General features: G+C 73.6%; 16 protein-coding genes and 2 tRNA genes. 15 read left to right on the top strand and 3 right to left on the bottom strand.

Translation table 11 applies throughout. From position 1 onward, the window contains the following. The first annotated feature begins 64 nt into the window (after positions 1-64). From mycP to ACF1AK_RS05060, 6 genes are all read left to right on the top strand, one after another. The gene (mycP, locus tag ACF1AK_RS05085) at positions 65-1,360 is read left to right on the top strand and encodes a type VII secretion-associated serine protease mycosin (protein WP_391497395.1); all 1,296 of its coding nucleotides are present in this window, start codon (positions 65-67) and stop codon (positions 1,358-1,360) included. 102 nt (positions 1,361-1,462) lie between these two features. Next, positions 1,463-2,809, top strand: a complete 1,347-nt coding sequence (locus ACF1AK_RS05080; RefSeq protein ID WP_391497394.1) for an MFS transporter — start codon at positions 1,463-1,465, stop codon at positions 2,807-2,809. 67 nt (positions 2,810-2,876) lie between these two features. After that, positions 2,877-2,949: transfer RNA gene (locus ACF1AK_RS05075), tRNA-Thr, on the top strand. Between the two features lie 193 nt (positions 2,950-3,142). After that, entirely contained in the window at positions 3,143-3,811 is a 669-nt protein-coding gene (locus ACF1AK_RS05070) for a LuxR C-terminal-related transcriptional regulator (protein WP_391497393.1), read from the top strand. 204 nt (positions 3,812-4,015) lie between these two features. Further along, positions 4,016-4,978: a UDP-glucose 4-epimerase GalE gene (gene galE, locus ACF1AK_RS05065; protein ID WP_391497392.1), complete on the top strand. Its 963-nt coding sequence runs from the start codon at positions 4,016-4,018 to the stop codon at positions 4,976-4,978. Positions 4,979-5,327: 349 nt separating this feature from the next. Next, entirely contained in the window at positions 5,328-6,317 is a 990-nt protein-coding gene (locus ACF1AK_RS05060; RefSeq protein ID WP_391497391.1) for a LuxR C-terminal-related transcriptional regulator, read from the top strand. A gap of 104 nt (positions 6,318-6,421) precedes the next feature. Here ACF1AK_RS05060 and ACF1AK_RS05055 read toward each other — a convergent pair whose 3' ends face one another. Then, positions 6,422-6,916 carry a MarR family transcriptional regulator gene (locus ACF1AK_RS05055; RefSeq protein ID WP_320435994.1) on the bottom strand — a complete coding sequence of 165 codons (495 nt, stop codon included), beginning with the start codon at positions 6,914-6,916 and terminating at the stop codon, positions 6,422-6,424. A gap of 110 nt (positions 6,917-7,026) precedes the next feature. Here ACF1AK_RS05055 and ACF1AK_RS05050 point away from each other — a divergent pair, with 110 nt between their 5' ends. Beyond that, complete coding sequence (locus ACF1AK_RS05050) at positions 7,027-7,890, top strand: methyltransferase domain-containing protein (RefSeq protein ID WP_391497390.1); 864 nt, start codon at positions 7,027-7,029, stop codon at positions 7,888-7,890. Positions 7,891-7,913: 23 nt separating this feature from the next. Here the strand turns inward: ACF1AK_RS05050 and ACF1AK_RS05045 are convergent, their stop codons facing one another. Then, the gene (locus tag ACF1AK_RS05045; RefSeq protein WP_344343750.1) at positions 7,914-8,516 is read right to left on the bottom strand and encodes a TetR/AcrR family transcriptional regulator; all 603 of its coding nucleotides are present in this window, start codon (positions 8,514-8,516) and stop codon (positions 7,914-7,916) included. A gap of 173 nt (positions 8,517-8,689) precedes the next feature. Then, positions 8,690-9,751 carry an acyl-CoA desaturase gene (locus tag ACF1AK_RS05040; protein WP_391497389.1) on the bottom strand — a complete coding sequence of 354 codons (1,062 nt, stop codon included), beginning with the start codon at positions 9,749-9,751 and terminating at the stop codon, positions 8,690-8,692. A 245-nt stretch (positions 9,752-9,996) separates the two neighbouring features. Between ACF1AK_RS05040 and ACF1AK_RS05035 the strand changes: the two genes are divergently transcribed. From ACF1AK_RS05035 to ACF1AK_RS05000, 8 genes are all read left to right on the top strand, one after another. Further along, a tRNA-Gln gene (locus ACF1AK_RS05035) sits at positions 9,997-10,070 on the top strand. Between the two features lie 173 nt (positions 10,071-10,243). Then, entirely contained in the window at positions 10,244-11,713 is a 1,470-nt protein-coding gene (glmU, locus tag ACF1AK_RS05030; protein ID WP_391497388.1) for a bifunctional UDP-N-acetylglucosamine diphosphorylase/glucosamine-1-phosphate N-acetyltransferase GlmU, read from the top strand. Positions 11,714-11,914: 201 nt separating this feature from the next. Next, a complete protein-coding gene (locus tag ACF1AK_RS05025; RefSeq protein ID WP_391497387.1) occupies positions 11,915-12,892 on the top strand; it encodes a ribose-phosphate diphosphokinase in 978 nt (325 codons plus the stop codon). 286 nt (positions 12,893-13,178) lie between these two features. Next, the gene (locus ACF1AK_RS05020; RefSeq protein ID WP_391497386.1) at positions 13,179-13,766 is read left to right on the top strand and encodes a 50S ribosomal protein L25/general stress protein Ctc; all 588 of its coding nucleotides are present in this window, start codon (positions 13,179-13,181) and stop codon (positions 13,764-13,766) included. 108 nt (positions 13,767-13,874) lie between these two features. Further along, positions 13,875-14,456, top strand: a complete 582-nt coding sequence (gene pth / locus ACF1AK_RS05015) for an aminoacyl-tRNA hydrolase (protein ID WP_391497385.1) — start codon at positions 13,875-13,877, stop codon at positions 14,454-14,456. A gap of 153 nt (positions 14,457-14,609) precedes the next feature. Beyond that, on the top strand, positions 14,610-14,954 hold the full coding sequence (locus tag ACF1AK_RS05010; RefSeq protein ID WP_391497384.1) for a hypothetical protein: 345 nt from the start codon (positions 14,610-14,612) through the stop codon (positions 14,952-14,954). A gap of 111 nt (positions 14,955-15,065) precedes the next feature. Next, positions 15,066-15,602, top strand: a complete 537-nt coding sequence (locus tag ACF1AK_RS05005; protein WP_391497383.1) for a SigE family RNA polymerase sigma factor — start codon at positions 15,066-15,068, stop codon at positions 15,600-15,602. Further along, positions 15,592-16,521 carry a hypothetical protein gene (locus tag ACF1AK_RS05000; RefSeq protein ID WP_391497382.1) on the top strand — a complete coding sequence of 310 codons (930 nt, stop codon included), beginning with the start codon at positions 15,592-15,594 and terminating at the stop codon, positions 16,519-16,521. The genes ACF1AK_RS05005 and ACF1AK_RS05000 overlap by 11 nt, the downstream gene beginning before the upstream one ends. Positions 16,522-16,667 lie beyond the last annotated feature (146 nt).

Here is a 16,667-nt window from a genome sequence, read left to right as displayed (position 1 = left end):
TGGCCGGGCAGTGCTGCACGGGCCGGCACCCGGGCCCGACGGGGAAAGTGACGAGGGAGCAGTGATGCGGCGGACGAACGTACGTGTGCGTGGGCGGGGGTTCGCCGCGTCGTTGTTGGTGGCGGGCATCGTGGCAGGGCCCGCGGTGGGGCCAGCGGTCGCGGTGGACTCGATCCGTGACCAGCAGTGGCACCTGGACACCATGAAGGCGCCGGAGATCTGGCAGACGAGCAAGGGCCGGGGAATCACCGTGGCGGTGATCGACGGGGGGTTCCGCCTCGACCACCCGGATCTGGCGGGTCAGTTCCTGGCAGGAAAGGACATGAGCGGGCTGTCCGGTGGCGTCGGTGTCGACAAGAGCGGCCACGGCACGGGAATCGCCGGTCTCATCGCGGGGTCCGGGAAGGGACTGGGAGGGAAGGGCGCGTACGGTCTCGCGCCCGACGCCAAGATCCTCCCCATCAAGATCAACATCAATGATGACCCGGCACAGCCGATCGATGCATCGGGCTATCTCAATCAGGTGAGCCAGGGCATCACCTTCGCGGCGGACCAAGGGGCGAGGGTCATCAACGTCTCGTCGGTCGCGGGTTCCTCCGGAGTCTCCACGGGAGACATCGCCGAACTGGAGAAGTCCGTGAAGTACGCCAACGGGAAGGGCGCGCTGGTCGTCGCGGGTGCCGGGAACAGTGGCCAGCAGGGGAATCCCGTCCTGTACCCCGCCGCCCTTCCGAGCATCATCGCGGTGGCGGCGGCCGACCGCGCCGGAACGGCCACCGAGGAGTCCGAGCACGGCCCTCAGATCGACATCGCCGCTCCCGGGGTGGACATCTACACGTCGTGCGCCGCGGAATCGGGTTACTGCAAGAAGCACGGCACTTCCGACGCAACCGCCCTGGTCTCCGCCTCGGCGGCCCTTCTCTGGTCGGTTCATCCGGATTGGGCTCCGAACCAGATCGCCCGGGTGCTGATCAACACGGCCGGAAAGCCCAAGGACGGATCGAGTCGGACCGACTTCATCGGTCATGGAATCGTCCGTCCGCGCGTCGCGCTGACCACGCCGGGTGATCCGGGACCGGCCGATGTCAGTCCCCTGGTGGACCCGACCGAGAGCGCGGCGCCGTCGGCACCCGCTGAAGCGTCCAGCCCGGTACCGCCGCCCGCTTCCGCCCCTCCTGCGGCGGTGCCGCAGGAGGGGGCGGGTGAGAAGGAGAAGGAAGAGGCGTCACGGGCGGGGAACGGTCTGGTCATCGGAGTGGCGGCAGGCGTGGCGGTGCTGGTCGTGGCCGGGGTGGTTGCGGTGGTGGTGGTGCGGCGGAGGCGGTCATCCGGGCCGTCCGGTGGTTCCTACGTGAGGTGAGGGGCGGCCCCGCGCGGTGGGGGGCGTGAGGGGTGGGGTGAGCGCGGGTGTCACTCGGGTGGGTGCTGTCGGGGGTGGGGCGGGGTCGCCAGGGTTGGGGGTATGGGTGCGACGGGGCAGATGCGGCGGGCCGCTGCGGCGGCGTTGATCGGTACGGCGATCGAGTTCTACGACTTCTTCATCTACGGGACGGCGGCGGCGCTGGTCTTCGGTGAGGTGTTCTTTCCCGAACTCGGCACGGTGGGGGCGCTGTTGGCGGCGTTCTCGGTGTATGCGGTGGCGTTCCTGGCGCGGCCGTTGGGGGCGGTGGTGTTCGGGCACTTCGGGGACCGGCTGGGGCGGAAGACCACGTTGGTGGTGTCGCTGCTGCTGATGGGGCTGTCGACGGCGGCGGTGGGGGTGCTGCCGGGGTTCGGGGCGTGGGGGTGGTGGGCGCCGGTGGCGCTGGTGGTGCTGCGGGTGTGCCAGGGGGTGGGGCTGGGCGGGGAGTGGGGCGGTGCGGCGCTGCTGGTGGCGGAGAACGCGCCGGCGGGGCGGCGGGGGCGGTACGGGGCGTATCTGCAGTTGGGGCCGACGACCGGGTTCGTGCTCGCCAACGGGGTGTTCCTGGTGCTGCAACTCTGGCTGGACGAGGGGGCGTTCCGGTCCTGGGGCTGGCGGGTGCCGTTCCTGGCGTCGTTGGCGCTGGTGGCGGTGGGGCTGTTCGTGCGGCTGCGGCTGGAGGAGACGCCGCTGTTCCGGGGCGAGGCGCGGGGCGAGGTGCGGGCCGGGGCGGAGCGGGCGCCGGTGGTGGAGGTGCTGCGCGGGCACTGGCGGACGGTGCTGGTGGGCTGCGGGGCGATCACGGTGGGGTACGCGCTGTTCTACCTGACCACCACGTACGCACTGGCGTACGCGACGACGGGGCTCGGGGTGCCGAGCACGGTGGTGCTGTCGATGCTGCTGGCCGGGGCGGCGGGGAAGGCGGTGACGGTGTGGCTGAGCGCGCGGCGCAGTGACGGGTGGGGCCGGCGGCGGACGCTGCAGGGGGCGACGGGGCTGGCGGTGGCGTGGGGGCTGGTGCTGTTCCCGCTGCTGGAGACGGAGCGGCGGGGGCTGATGTTCCTGGCGCTGGCGGGGGCGATGGTGGTGCTGGGCTGCCTGCTGGGCCCGCTGGCGGCGTTCCTGCCGGAGCTGTTCCCGACCCGGGTGCGGTACACCGGGGCGGCGCTGACGTACAACCTGGGCGGGGTGGTCGGCGGGGCGACGACGCCGCTGATCGCGACCAGGCTGACCGAGGCGTACGGGACGGCGGAGCCGGTCGGCTGGTACCTGGCGGCGTGGGGAATGGTGGCGCTGCTGTGCCTGCGACTGCTGCCGGAGACCAGCGGAACGGACCTGGCGGCGGCGGGTGCGCTGCCCGGCAGGAGGGCCGCGACCGATTTCCCAATCGGCCCCCCGGCCGTGTAATGTCTTCCTTGTTCGAGCGAACGGACCGGGCCGGAAGGCGGGGTCGGGGAGCGAGAACAGGGAACAAGCCCCTATAGCTCAGTCGGTAGAGCGTCTCCATGGTAAGGAGAAGGTCTGCGGTTCGATTCCGCATGGGGGCTCGGTCAGGACCTCCGCCTTCGGGCGGGGGTCCTTTTCGTTGTGCCCGCACGGTCGGGTGGCGGGACGACCCGGCGGGGCGGCCCGTGAGACGGTCTGGCAGGTCGGGTACGGAATGCGCTCTGATGGAGCGTCATCGGCCGACTTCCCCGGCCGGGCGGGGCTGCGGGCGGGAAGCCGGCCTGGAGGGGTCTCATGGGTGTTCGTCTCGTCGTGGTGGACGACCACCGGCTGTTGGCCGAGGCGCTGGCCACCGCGCTCCAACTGCGCGGTCACCGGGTGCTGGCGGTGGGTTCGCCGGCCTCGTCGGCGGCCGATCTGGTGGCGGGCCGGCGGCCGGAGGTGTGTCTGCTGGGGGTGGCCGCGCCGGGGGAGCCGGGGGCGTTCGACGGTGTGCGGCGGATCCGCCGGGAGCGGCCCGAGGTGGCCGTGATCGTGCTCGGGCCGGTCGGCGAACTGCGGGGCGTGGCGGGGGCGTTCGCGTCGGGTGCGGCCGGGTACGTGCCGAGCGACGAGCGGATCGAGGTGGTCGAGCGGGCGATCGCGCGGGCCCGGGCCGGGGAGGCGGCGGTCGCGGTGGAGGTGCTGCGCGGCGCGTTCGACCACCTGCTGAGGCCGGCCGCCGAGCCGGACGACGAGGCGGTGCGGCTGCTGCGGCTGCTCACCCGGCGGGAGGTCCAGGTGCTGGCCAGGATCGCGGACGGCGAGGACACCGCGGCGATTGCGGCGGGGATGCGGATCGCGGCGAGCACGGCCCGCACGCACGTCCAGCGGGTGCTGATGAAGCTCGGCGCGCGCACCCGGTTGGAGGCGGCGGCGGTCGCGGCGCGCACCGGGCTGCTGGAGCGGATGGCGCGCGGCTGACCGGCGGGCGACGCGGGGGCGACGTACGGGCGGCGGCCCGTCGACGGGCTGGCGGAGGCCGGCGTGGGCGGGCGGCGGACGGGCCGGAAAGGGCATCCGGGATGGTCCTGAGCACCCCCGGCGGCCAGGGAGAATAGGCCGCAGTCGTACGTACGTCCCCGATGGCCCGCCGACGGCGGCCCATCGCCCGCTGGAGGTCGCATCATGAGTAAGTACCTGGTCACGGGTGGCGCCGGCTATGTCGGCAGTGTGGTCGCCGCCCACCTGCTGGAAGCGGGACACCAGGTGACCGTCCTGGACGACCTCTCGACCGGCTTCCGCGAGGGCGTGCCGGCCGGCGCCGAGTTCGTCGAGGGCCGGATCCAGGAGGCCGGCGAGGTCCTGGACGCATCCTTCGACGGGGTGCTGCACTTCGCCGCCTCCTCGCAGGTCGGCGAGTCGGTCGTGGACCCGGAGAAGTACTGGCGCAACAACGTGGCCGGTTCGCTGGAGCTGGTCGGCGCGATGCGCGCGGCGGGTGTGCGCAAGCTGGTGTTCTCGTCGACCGCCGCCACCTACGGCGAGCCGGAGTCGGTGCCGATCGCCGAGACGGCCCGCACCGCGCCGACCAACACCTACGGCGCCACCAAGCTCGCCGTGGACCACCTGATCACCAGCGAGGCCGTCGCCCACGGCCTGGCCGCCGTCTCGCTGCGCTACTTCAACGTGGCGGGCGCGTACGGCGCGTACGGCGAGCGGCACGACCCCGAGTCGCACCTGATCCCGCTGGTGTTCCAGGCCGCCCTCGGGCAGCGCGAGCACATCGCGGTGTACGGCGACGACTACCCGACCCCGGACGGCACCTGCATCCGCGACTACATCCACGTCGCGGACCTGGCCGACGCGCACCTGCTGGCGCTGGGCGCCGCCAAGCCGGGCGAGCACCTGATCTGCAACCTGGGCAACGGCAGCGGCTTCTCGGTCCGCGAGGTGATCGAGTCGGTCAAGCGCGTCACCGGCCGGGAGATCCCGGTCGTGGTCTCCGGCCGCCGCGCCGGCGACCCGGCCGTGCTGGTGGCCTCCGCCGAGCGGGCCCACCGGGAGCTGGGCTGGACCCCGCGCCGGCCGAACCTGGACGACATCGTCGCCGACGCCTGGAAGTTCACGCTGGAGAAGAACGGCCTGTAGGCCCGTCGGCTCCTCCGGCCCGCCGAGCGCCGCCCCCTCCGTCCGGACGGAGGGGACGGCGCTCCGGCGTTGGCGCCGCCGAGGCCGCCGCGACCGCCGGGCACCGGCGGGGGAGCGGTCCGGCCGCACCAAGTCCTGCCCGAGCGGCAGCTCCTGACGAAACTTCACCGAATCCCCACCGCGTCGGCGCGTACCCCGTACGCTGAATTCCGGTACCGGTGGGGGCCGGCACCTCGGTCCTCCCGGACGTCCGGGAGGCGGCCGGCGCAGGACGCGCCCGGACGGCGGCGGCGGGACGTGGGGCGCGCCGTCCCGGACGAGCCCGGAGCTGAGCAGGGGGGAAGTGACGATGGGGCGGATCCGCGTCCTGGTGGTCGACGACCACCGGATCTTCGCCGAGGCACTGGCCGCGGCGCTCGCCGCCGAGCCCGACGTCGAGGTCGGCGCGGCGGGCAGCGCGGCCGCCGCGGAGCGGGCGCTGGAGCGCGCCGCCACCGAGGGGCGGGCGTTCGACGTGGTCCTGGTGGACGCCGATCTCGGGGTGGCCGAGGGCGCCGCGCGCAAGCCCCGCCAGCCGGGTGCCGATCCGCCCGACGCGCTGCGCCGCCGCCCGGCCCCCGCGCTGCCGTCCCCCCGGCGCCCCCCGGCGGCCCCGGCCGCCGGCCCGGCCGGGCCCCCCGGCGGCACGGCCCGGCACCCGGCCGCGCGCCCGGCCGGCCCGTACCCGGCGGAGCCGCACTCCGCGACGGCGGCCCCGTCCGCTCCCCATCCGGCCCCGGCGGCCCCGCCGTCCGCCGCCCCGGTCCCCGACGGCATCACCCTGCTGGTCCGGGTCCGCCGCCACCACCCCGGTCTGCGGGCGATCGTCCTGGCCACCGCCGACGACCCGCAGCGGGCCGCCCGCGCCCTGCACGCCGGTGCCACCGGCTGGGTGGCGAAGGAGAGTTCACTGGCCCGCCTGCTGGCGGTGATCCGGGGCGTGCTGCGGGACGAGACCCATCTGCCGCCCGCGCTCCTCACCGGGGTGATCCGCGAGCTCACCACGGCCCGCCGGGACCGCACCGAGAGCGAGCGCCTGGTCGACACGCTCACCCCGCGGGAGAAGCAGATCCTGCGCTGCATGGTCGCGGGCCTCGGGCGGCAGGCCGTCGCCGAGCGGCTCTACCTCTCCCCGCACACCGTCCGCACGCACATGCAGAACGTCCTCGGCAAGCTCGGGGTGCACTCCACCCTGGCCGCCGTCGCGGTGGCCCGCCGGGCGGGCGTGAGCCCGTCCGAGCTCGCGGCTCCCGCCGCCCCGCCGTCCGTCGCCACGTCCACCTCGCCGGGCGCCGGCTGATCCGCCCGTCCGTCCCCTCCCGGACATGGCTCGGGTCAGGGGCTCCGTCGGGCGGCCGGGAGACCCGGTCGGGTGCGGACGGGGGCGCGGGCGACGCCGCCCGGCTAGGGGATGTTGTCGAACGGCGCGACCAGCTGCCGCAGCAGACCGGCGAGCTCGCCCTGCTGGGCGGAGGTCAGCTGGGCGAGCAGTTCGCGCTCGTGCGCGAGCAGTCCGGCGAGCGCCTGGTCGGCGCGGTCGCGTCCGTCGTCGGTGAGCCGCACGAGGACACCGCGCCGGTCGTCCGGGTCGGGCAGTCGCTTGACCAGGCCCTTGCCGGTGAGCCGGTCGATCCGGTTGGTCATGGTGCCGGAGGTGACCAGGGTCTGGGTGAGCAGCTGGCCGGGGGAGAGCTGGTAGGGGGAGCCGGCCCGTCGCAGCGCGGTCAGGACGTCGAACTCCCAGGGTTCGAGGCCGTGCTCGGCGAAGGCGGTCCGGCGCGCGCGGTCGAGGTGGCGGGCGAGCCGGCTGACCCGGCTGAGCACTTCGAGCGGTTCCACGTCGAGGTCGGGGCGCTCTCTGCGCCATGCTGCGACCAGCCGATCGACCTCGTCCTCCATGACGATCAGTGTATCGGGGGTTGTGTCGATGTGAAGTCTCTTGACATCGAGAAATCCAGTACCGAAGCTGGCATGGATATCTTGATGTCGAGATACTTTGGGAGGCCCCCGTGTCCGCTCCCGTCTGGGACCCCGAGCAGTACCTGCGCTTCGCCGGCGAACGGACCCGTCCGCTGCACGACCTGCTCGCCCGGGTGCCCGCCGTCCCCCACGAACCCGCCCCGACCGTCCTCGACATCGGCTGCGGCCCCGGCAACTCCACCGCCGTCCTGCGCGAGCGCTGGCCCGCCGCCCGGATCACCGGGATCGACAACTCCGCCGAGATGCTCGCCGTCGCCCGTGCCGACGGCGAGCCCACCGCCGACTACCTGCTCGCCGACGCCGCCGGCTACGACCCGGCGCGGGCGGCGCCGGACGTGATCGTCTCCAACGCGGCCCTGCAGTGGATCGGCTTCGGGGCGGGCGGCCGAGCCCGGCCGGGATCCTCCTCGCCGGAGACGGGCGGGCAGGGAAGGCCGCCGGGGCACCTCGGGCTGCTGTCGCGCTGGGCGCGGGCACTGGAGCCCGGCGGGGTGATCGCCTTCCAGGTGCCGGGCAACTTCGGCTCGCCCAGCCACACGGCGCTCGCCGAACTGCGCCGCAGCCCCCGCTGGCGGTCCGCCGTCGGCGAGGACGCCACCCGGTCCGGGGTCCACGAACCCGCCGCCTACCTCGACGCGCTCGCCGCCGCGGGCTGCGCCGCCGACGTCTGGGAGACCACCTACTGCACCCTGCTCACCGGGCCGGACCCGGTGCTGGAGTGGGTCAAGGGCACCGCCCTGCGGCCGGTCCTCACCCGGCTCGGCGACGGCGCCGAGCGGGCCGCCTTCCTCGCCGAGTACGGGGCGCTGCTGCGCGAGGCCTACCCGGCCGGGCCGCACGGCACCGTCTTCCCGTTCCGCCGGATCTTCGCCGTCGGCGTGAAGCGGGCCTGAGGCGCACCGCGCCCCGGCGGCGCTCAGGCCTTGCGCTCGCCGACCAGCTTGGGGTGCCGCTCCATCCCCTCCAGGCCGTGCCAGGCCAGGTTCACCAGGTGGGCGGCCACCTCGGCCTTCTCCGGCCTGCGCACCTCCAGCCACCACTGGCCGGTCAGCGCGACCATCCCCACCAGCATCTGCGAGTACATCGGGGCGAGCCGCGCGTCGAAGCCGCGCGCCTTGAACTCCAGGCCCAGGATGTCCTCCACCTGGGTCGCGATGTCGCTGATCAGCGAGGCGAAGGTGCCCGTCGACTGGGCCACCGGGGAGTCCCGGACCAGGATCCGGAAGCCGTCCGTCGAGGTGTCGATGTAGTCCATCAGCGCGAACGCCGCCTGCTCCAGCAGCTCGCGCGAGTGCCCCCCGGTGAGCGCCCCGGTCACCATGTCGAGCAGCAGCTGCATCTCGCGGTCGACCACCACCGCGTAGAGCCCCTCCTTGCCGCCGAAGTGCTCGTACACCACCGGCTTGGACACCCCGGCCCGCTCGGCGATCTCCTCCACCGAGGTGCCGTCGTAGCCGCGTTCGGCGAACACCGTGCGGCCGATCTCCAGCAGCTGCTCCCGGCGCTGCTTGCCGGTCATCCGCACCCGGCCACCCCGCCGGCGCGGCGCCGGCGCAGCGTCGTCCGGCCCGGCGGCGGCACGCGGACGGGCCTGCGCCGGACCGGGCGCGGCGTCCGTCCGCGGGCTCTGGTGGCCGCCTGTGCTGTCTGCGCTGCTCCCGTTCACCCCTACATCATGCTGCAGGCGCGCCCTCATGCGGCGCGGCGGGCGGCGATCCGCTGCGCGTCCGGCCAGCGGACGTCGCGGACCCAGCCCGCCAGCTCGAACCAGCGGATCAGCCGGGCCGAGGAGTCGATCTGTCCGCGCAGGACGCCGTGCCGGGCCGAGGTGGGGTCGGCGTGGTGCAGGTTGTGCCAGGACTCGCCGCAGGAGAGCACGGCCAGCCACCAGACGTTGCCGGAGCGGTCCCGGGAGCGGAACGGCCGGCGGCCGACCGCGTGGCAGATCGAGTTGATCGACCAGGTGACGTGGTGCAGCAGCGCCACCCGGACCAGCGAGCCCCAGAAGAAGGCGGACAGCGCGCCCTGCCAGGAGAGCGTGACCAGCCCGCCGATCAGCGGCGGCAGCAGCATCGACAGGGCGGTCCAGAGCCAGAACAACCGGGAGATCCGCCTCATGGCCGGGTCGCGGACGAGGTCCGGCGCGTACTTGAGCTGCGGGGTCTGCTCCTCGTCGAAGAGCCAGCCCATGTGGGCCCACCACAGGCCCTTGAGCAGGGCCGGGACGGTCTCGCCGTAGCGCCAGGGCGAGTGCGGGTCGCCGTCCTTGTCGCTGAACCGGTGGTGCTTGCGGTGGTCGGCCACCCAGCGCACCAGCGGTCCCTCGATCGCCAGCGAGCCGGCCACCGCGAGGACGATCCGCAACGGGCGGTTGGCCTTGAAGGCGCCGTGGGTGAAGTAGCGGTGGTAGCCGACGGTGATGCCGTGGCAGGTGAGGAAGTACATGACGGTGGCGATCGCGACGTCGGTCCAGCCGAGCCCCCAGCCCCAGGCCACCGGGACGGCGGCGGCCAGGGCCGCGAAGGGCACGGCGATGAACAGCGCGAGCGCGATCCGTTCGGCGGCGCCCTGGCGCTCCCCGCCCCGGGTGGCGGAGATCAGCTGCGACCCGTCACCGGTGTGCGGACCGGTCGGCGGGGAGGCCTCCGGGGCGGCGGCGGGGGAGTCGGACGGGGCGGGGGCGGCGGATCCGGGGGCGGAGGAGTCGAGGGGGCGCGCGGAATCGGCGTGCGCCTCGTCGGCCTGGATGGTCATGGGCGTCCCTTGAGAGGGGGGAGAGGACGGAGGCTACGTTGGCGTAACCTACGGAATCGTAGGTTGCGCTCCGCCGCCGAGGGAATACGCCGCCGGGCGGCGCTTGAGTGAATTCACCCGACTGGATGGATGACGTCCGGATCCCGGCGGGGCCCCCGGTGGGCCGGGCCGAGGAGGTAGATGTGACGGCCCATACCCCGTACTCTTGGCGGAGCGCGCCCCCGGAACGGGGGCGGATGCGTCGGTCCCGGATCGTCTAAGGGCAGGACAGCTGGTTTTGGTCCAGCTTATGGGGGTTCGAATCCTCCTCCGGGAGCCATCTGCGGGCCGGTCGGCCCGGGCCGGTCCGCGGTCGCCGCGCGGCGGCCCCCGGGGGCGGAGGAGCGGCCATGCTCCGCGCACTATCCTCGAAGCGGCCAGGGCGCTGACGTGCGGGTCCCGTCACTGGCTGCTCTGCCCTCCCCCGTGTCACCGAACGAGGAGCCTCCCCCCGTGAGTGCCAATTCGCCTGCCGCCGTTGTCGTCCTCGCCGCCGGCGGTGGCACCAGGATGAAGTCGAACAGCCTCCCGAAGGTGCTGCACGAGGTGTGCGGGCGGTCGCTGGTCGGCCACGCGGTGGCGGCGGCGGAGGAGTTGACGCCGGACCAGCTGGTCGTGGTGATCGGGCACATGCGGGAGAAGGTGGCCGACCACCTGGCGGCGCATCACCCGGGCGCCCGCGCCGTCGTGCAGGAGGAGCAGAACGGGACCGGGCACGCGGTGCGCACCGCGCTGGAGGCGCTGGCCGCCGACGGGATCGAGCTGGACGGCACGGTGATCGTCACCACCGGCGACGCGCCGCTGCTGACCGGCGCGACGCTGGGCGCGCTGGCCGCGGCCCACGCCGAGCAGGGCAACGGCGTCACCGTGCTGACCGCGGTGGTGCCGGACCCCTTCGGCTACGGGCGGATCCTGCGCGACGAGGCGGACGGCGCGGTCGCGGCGATCGTCGAGGAGAAGGACGCCTCGGAGGCCCAGCGGGCGATCGACGAGATCAACTCCGGGGTCTTCGCCTTCGACGCCAAGCTGCTGGCGGACGCCCTCGCCGAGGTCACCACGGACAACTCGCAGGGCGAGGAGTACCTGACCGACACCCTGGAGATCCTGCGCCGGGCCGGGCACCGGGTGGGCGCCGTGGTCGCCGGCGACTACCGCGACATCCTCGGCATCAACGACCGGGTGCAGCTCGCCCACGCCCGCCGGCTGCTGAACGACCGGCTGCTGGAGCAGGCGATGCGGGCCGGCGTGACCGTGGTGGACCCGGCGACCACCTGGTTCGACGTGCAGGTCTCCTACGAGCCGGACGCGGTGGTGCTGCCCAACACCCAGCTGCAGGGCTCCACCCACCTCGGCGAGGGCTGCGAGGTCGGCCCGAACTCGACGATCAAGGACACCCGGATCGGCGCCGGGGCGCGTGTGAGCAACACCACGGCGGACCGCGCGGAGATCGGCGACCACGCCGCCGCCGGCCCGTACGCGTACCTGCGCCCGGGCGCCCGGCTGGCCCGCAAGGCCAAGGTCGGCACCTACGTCGAGGTGAAGAACTCGGAGCTGGGCGAGGGCGCCAAGGTCCCGCACCTCTCCTACATCGGCGACGCCACCATCGGCGAGGGCAGCAACGTCGGCGCCGCCTCCGTCACCGTGAACTACGACGGGGTCAACAAGCACCGCACGGTGATCGGTGCGCACTGCCGTACCGGATCCGACAACATGTTCATCGCGCCGGTCACGGTGGGCGACGGCGCCTACACCGCGGCCGGTTCGGTGATCGCCAGCGACGTTCCGCCCGGCGCCCTCGGCGTCGGCCGGGCCCAGCAGCGGAACATCGCCGGCTGGGTGCAGCGCAAGCGCCCGGGCACCACGTCCGCGCAGGCCGCACAGGCCGCGACGGAGCGCGACGAGCGGTCCGCGACGGAGGCCTGAGCCGGCGGGCGGAGGCCCGGCGGACGGTCCCGGGGCGGACGGTTCGCGAGCGGGCGCGTAACCTTGGGGTCATACGTGCGCCATTGGGCCTACCGCCCGTGTCCAGGCGTACCGACAATTCCCCGACCCTCTCGCCGGCTGGCGGACGCCTGCCCGCGGTACGGACGGGATCGGCGTCAGCAACGCGAGGAGACGGTGGCAGTGAGCGGGATCACGACGTCGGGCGAGAAGAAGCTGAAGCTCTTCTCCGGCCGTGCCCACCCGGAGCTGGCGAAGGAGGTGGCCGCGTCGCTGGGGACCGAACTGGTTCCGACCAAGGCCCTGGACTTCGCCAACGGTGAGATCTACGTCCGCTTCCTGGAGTCGGCCCGCGGCGCCGACTGCTTCGTGATGCAGAGCCACACGGCTCCCATCAACCAGTGGATCATGGAGCAGCTGATCATGATCGATGCTCTGAAGCGGGCCTCCGCCCGGAGCATCACCGCGATCCTGCCGTTCTACGGGTACGCCCGCCAGGACAAGAAGCACCTGGGCCGCGAGCCGATCTCGGCCCGGCTGGTCGCCGACCTGCTGCGCCAGGCCGGCGCCGACCGGCTGATGGCCGTGGATCTGCACACCGCGCAGATCCAGGGCTTCTTCGACGGCCCGGTGGACCACCTGTTCGCGCTGCCGCTGCTGGCCGACTACGTGGGCGAGCGGGTCGACCGCAGCAAGCTCACCGTGGTCTCCCCGGACGCCGGCCGGGTCAAGGTGGCCGACCAGTGGTGCGACCGGCTGGACGCGCCGCTGGCGATCATCCACAAGCGCCGCGACATGACCCAGGCCAACACCATCCTGTCGGCCGAGGTCGTCGGTGACGTCAAGGACCGGGTCTGCGTCCTGGTCGACGACATGATCGACACCGCCGGCACCATCTGCGCCGCCGCCGACGCGCTGTTCGACGCCGGCGCCGCGGACGTCCTGGTGGCCGCCACCCACGGCGTGCTCTCCGGTCCCGCCGCCGACCGCCTGAAGAACTCCCGGGTGAGCGAGTTCGTGTTCACCAACACCCTGCCGACCCCGGCCTCGCTGCAGCTGGACAAGATCACCACGCTGTCGATCGCCCCGTCCATCGCCGCCGCGATCCGCGAGGTGTTCGAGGAGGGCTCGGTCACCAGCCTCTTCGAGGGCGTGCACTGACCAAGCCCCGTGCGCGCGGCCCCGGTTCCGTGAGGACCGGGGCCGCGGCCGATTTCGCGAGAGGGCGCCGCTCCGGTTAGACTCGTGAAACTGCTCGGCGAGGGATGCCGTGTGCCCGCTCCGCGGGTGCCCGCTCCGTGATCGACGCGCTGCCGGCTCCGGAATTCCCGGGCCCCCGGCAGAGGTCGTGCGCCGCCGAGTGACCCCCGAACGTTATGAGGGTGTGGTCCCGGCGGTTTTTCGCGTTGCCTGCACCCCCGCGCCAGCTTTCACGAGGAGTGCAGTCGTGTCCGAGATCCGCCTTGCCGCCGAGACCCGTACCGAGTTCGGCAAGGGTGCCGCCCGTCGCGCCCGCCGTGCCGGCTTCGTCCCCGGTGTCGTCTACGGTCACGGCCACGCGCCGGTTCACCTGAACCTGCCCGGCCACGACCTGATGATGGCCCTGAAGACCCCGAACGCCCTGCTGGTCGTGCCGATCGAGGGCAAGGACGAGTACGTGCTGCCCAAGGCCGTCCAGCGCGAGGCCATCAAGCGCACCATCGAGCACGTCGACCTGCTGCTGGTCAAGCGCGGCGAGAAGGTCACCGTCGAGATTCCGGTCCACACCGAGGGCGAGCTGGCCCCCGGCGGCAACCTGCTGGAGCACGTCCTGCAGGCCCTGCCGATCGAGGCCGAGGCCACCCACCTGCCCGAGGCCGTCACCGTCTCGGTCGAGGGCCTGGAGGCCGGTGCCTCGATCCACGCCAAGGACATCACCCTGCCGAACGGCGTCTCGCTGGCCGTCGAGGCCGACGCCGTCGTGCTGCAGGTCATCGCTGCCCAGGCCGCCCCGGCCGAGGAGGCCGCCGAGGCCGAGGCCGGCGCCGAGGCCTGAGCCTCGCGCACAGTCCGGGTCCGCTGCCCCGGTCGCTCCCGCTGGAGCGGCCGGGGCAGCGGCATGTCCGGGATGATGACGGTGAACATGACCACGAGGAGCGGTGGGATGAACGACGAATCGTACGAGGGGCCCTGGCTGGTGGTGGGGCTGGGCAACCCCGGGGAGCAGTACGCCCGCAACCGGCACAACATCGGGTTCATGGTGGTGGACCTGCTGGCCGCGCGGATGGGCGCGAAGTTCAAGGCCCACAAGAGCCGGGCCCAGGTCGCCGAGGGGCGGCTCGCGGGCCGGCGGGTGGTGCTCGCCAAGCCGCTGTCGTTCATGAACCTCTCCGGCGGCCCGGTCACCGCGCTGCGCGACTTCTACAAGGTGCCGCTCTCCGCGCTGGTGGCCGTCCACGACGAGCTGGACATCGACTACGCGGCGCTGCGGCTGAAGCTGGGCGGCGGCGACAACGGCCACAACGGGCTGAAGTCCATCACCAAGTCGCTCGGTCCCGAGTACCACCGGGTGCGGTGCGGGATCGGCCGTCCGCCGGGCCGCATGGAGGTCGCGGACTTCGTGCTGAAGGACTTCTCCGCGACCGAGCGCAAGGAGCTGGAGTGGTTCGTGGACCGCTCGGCGGACGCGGTGGAGGCACTGCTCTCCGAGGGCCTGGAGCGGGCCCAGTCGACGTACAACTCCTGACCCGCGGTCAGGGCCGCCCGCCCGGGGGAAGGGCGGTGGTCCGGCTGCGCAACAGTCGTACAACTCTTGGCCGGCCAAACCTGAATACCTGTGAGAAACCTGTGCGGATCGGATAGCGTCGGGCCAGTACGCGAACGGGTTGGGGAGTTCTCGATGCGGAGTTTGCGGCCGGTCCGGCGCCTTCGGCGGATCCGGGTGGTGCGGCTGGGGAAGCTCGGACGACGGGTGGGCACGGCGGGTGCGCTGGGCACCGCGGGCGCGCTCGGCGCTGCCGGGATGCTGCTGGGCGGAGCCGGTGCGGCGCACGCCGACCCGATCGCGGAACCCGATCCGGGTGTGGTGTCCCCGGAGCCCGTCTCGGCGCAGCTCGGTCCGGTGCTCGGAAGCTCGGTCGGCGGTGACGCGGGCCTGCTGGCCGTCGGCGGAGGGCTGGTCGTGGCGGCCGGCGGCGCGGCCCTGTGGGTCAAGCGCCACCGCGCGGGCGCCGCGGGGGAGTGAGGGCGCGATCGTGCCGCAGGGGCCGGGGACCGAGCTGATCGGTCCCCGGCCCCTCCGGTTTTTTCCGCCGGAGGTGTCACCCGTTTCCGGGCGCCGGTGCGTCTGGTTGGCATGAAGCGCGAATCGATGCGGCCGGGGGGCTTCGACGGAGACGCCCGGCGGGGTGATCCGTTCGACGAGTTCGTCGCGGCGCGTTACCAGGATCTTCTCCGCAGCGCGTTCCTGATCACGGGGGACGTCCACGACGCGCGCGACCTGCTGCACGACTCGCTGTCCCGGGTGTACGTCCGGCGCGGGGCGATCCGCGATCCGGGCGCGGCCGAGGCGTACGTCCGCCGGACCATGGTCCGCACCCATGTCTCGCGGTGGCGGCGGACCCGGCGGGAGGTGCTGACGCCGCGGCTGCCGGACTCGCCGGCGGCGGCGGTGGACCCCCGGGACGAGGAACTGGAAGCGGCACTGCGGGCGCTGCCGCCCCGTCAGCGGACGGCGGTGGTGCTGCGGTACTACGCGGACCTGCCGGTGGCCCAGGTGGCGGAGGAACTCGGCTGCTCGACCGCGACGGCCAAGACCCACCTGGCACGTGCGATGAGGACGCTTCGGCAGGAGCTGGCACCGGTACGGGAGATGGTGGGTCATGAGGGCTGAGGAGAGAGGCTCGGAGCCGGGGGGCGACGGCGAGGACGCGTTCGAGAAGGAGCTGGTCGTCCGGCTCGGAGCGCGGGCGGGGCGGCTGTCCGGCGGTCACCCGCCGCTGGCCGAGCTGCACGAGGCCGGACGGCGGCGGGGGCGCCGGCGGCGGTTGGCGGCGCAGTCGGCGGTGGCGGCCGTGATCCTGCTGCTCGGGCTGGGGACGACGACCCGGCTCGGGGACGGCGGTGCGGGGGCGACGGGTCCGGGTGGCACGCTCACGCCGCCGCCGGGCACCGCCGGGCCGTCGTTCCCCAGCGGGCCGCCGTCCTCCGCGCCCTCGTCGTGGGGGCCGGATCTGCTGGGAGCGCTGCTGACCTGTCCGGAGGGGCCCGAGTCGCTGCGGCTGCCGCGCTGGCACGACATCGCGACGGCGACACCCCCGGGCTGGTCGCCTTCGCCACCGCGGACGCCCCCGACGTACAGCACGTCGCCGGATCCCTCGTCGAGCACCAGCGACGGGCAGGTCAACCGCCACGTGGTCGAGGTGCAGGGCGAGGTCAGGGATCTGGTGGCGACGAGGTTCCCGGACCAGTACTACGGGACCTGCGCCGACCTCCTGACCGGCGAGCTGTGGGTGCTGCGCGTTCCGGGGGGCGACTTCGACCAGACCGTGCTCACCACGGTCCCGCACTTGGGGGTGCCGATCCACTTCAAGGACGTGACGGCCTCGCGCAAGCGCCTCACGGAGCTGATCACCCGGATCAAGGAGACCGACCGCGCCTACTGGGAGGCCAAGGGCGTGTTCATCCGGGACGCCTGGATCAACGAGGACGGTTCCGGGGTGTCCGTCGTGGCCCCGGGGGTGAGCGGCTCGGAGGAGGAGGAGATCGCCCAGCGGTACGGGATGGACATCTGGGAAGTGCGGCCGAACTGACCCGACGGGGGTGGGCCGGTTCGGAACGGGGGAGGGCCCCGCGGCCCGGGTGGACCCGGCGCGGGGCCCCCGGGGGTGGGGGGGGGGCCGGCAGCCCGGGTTTGGCCGGCCCGCGGCGATGCCGGTGTGGGGCAGCACCACCCCCC

The organism is Kitasatospora sp. NPDC015120 (assembly GCF_043080305.1).
GTDB lineage: Bacteria > Actinomycetota > Actinomycetes > Streptomycetales > Streptomycetaceae > Kitasatospora.
This window is presented reverse-complemented; position numbering and strand designations above follow the sequence as displayed.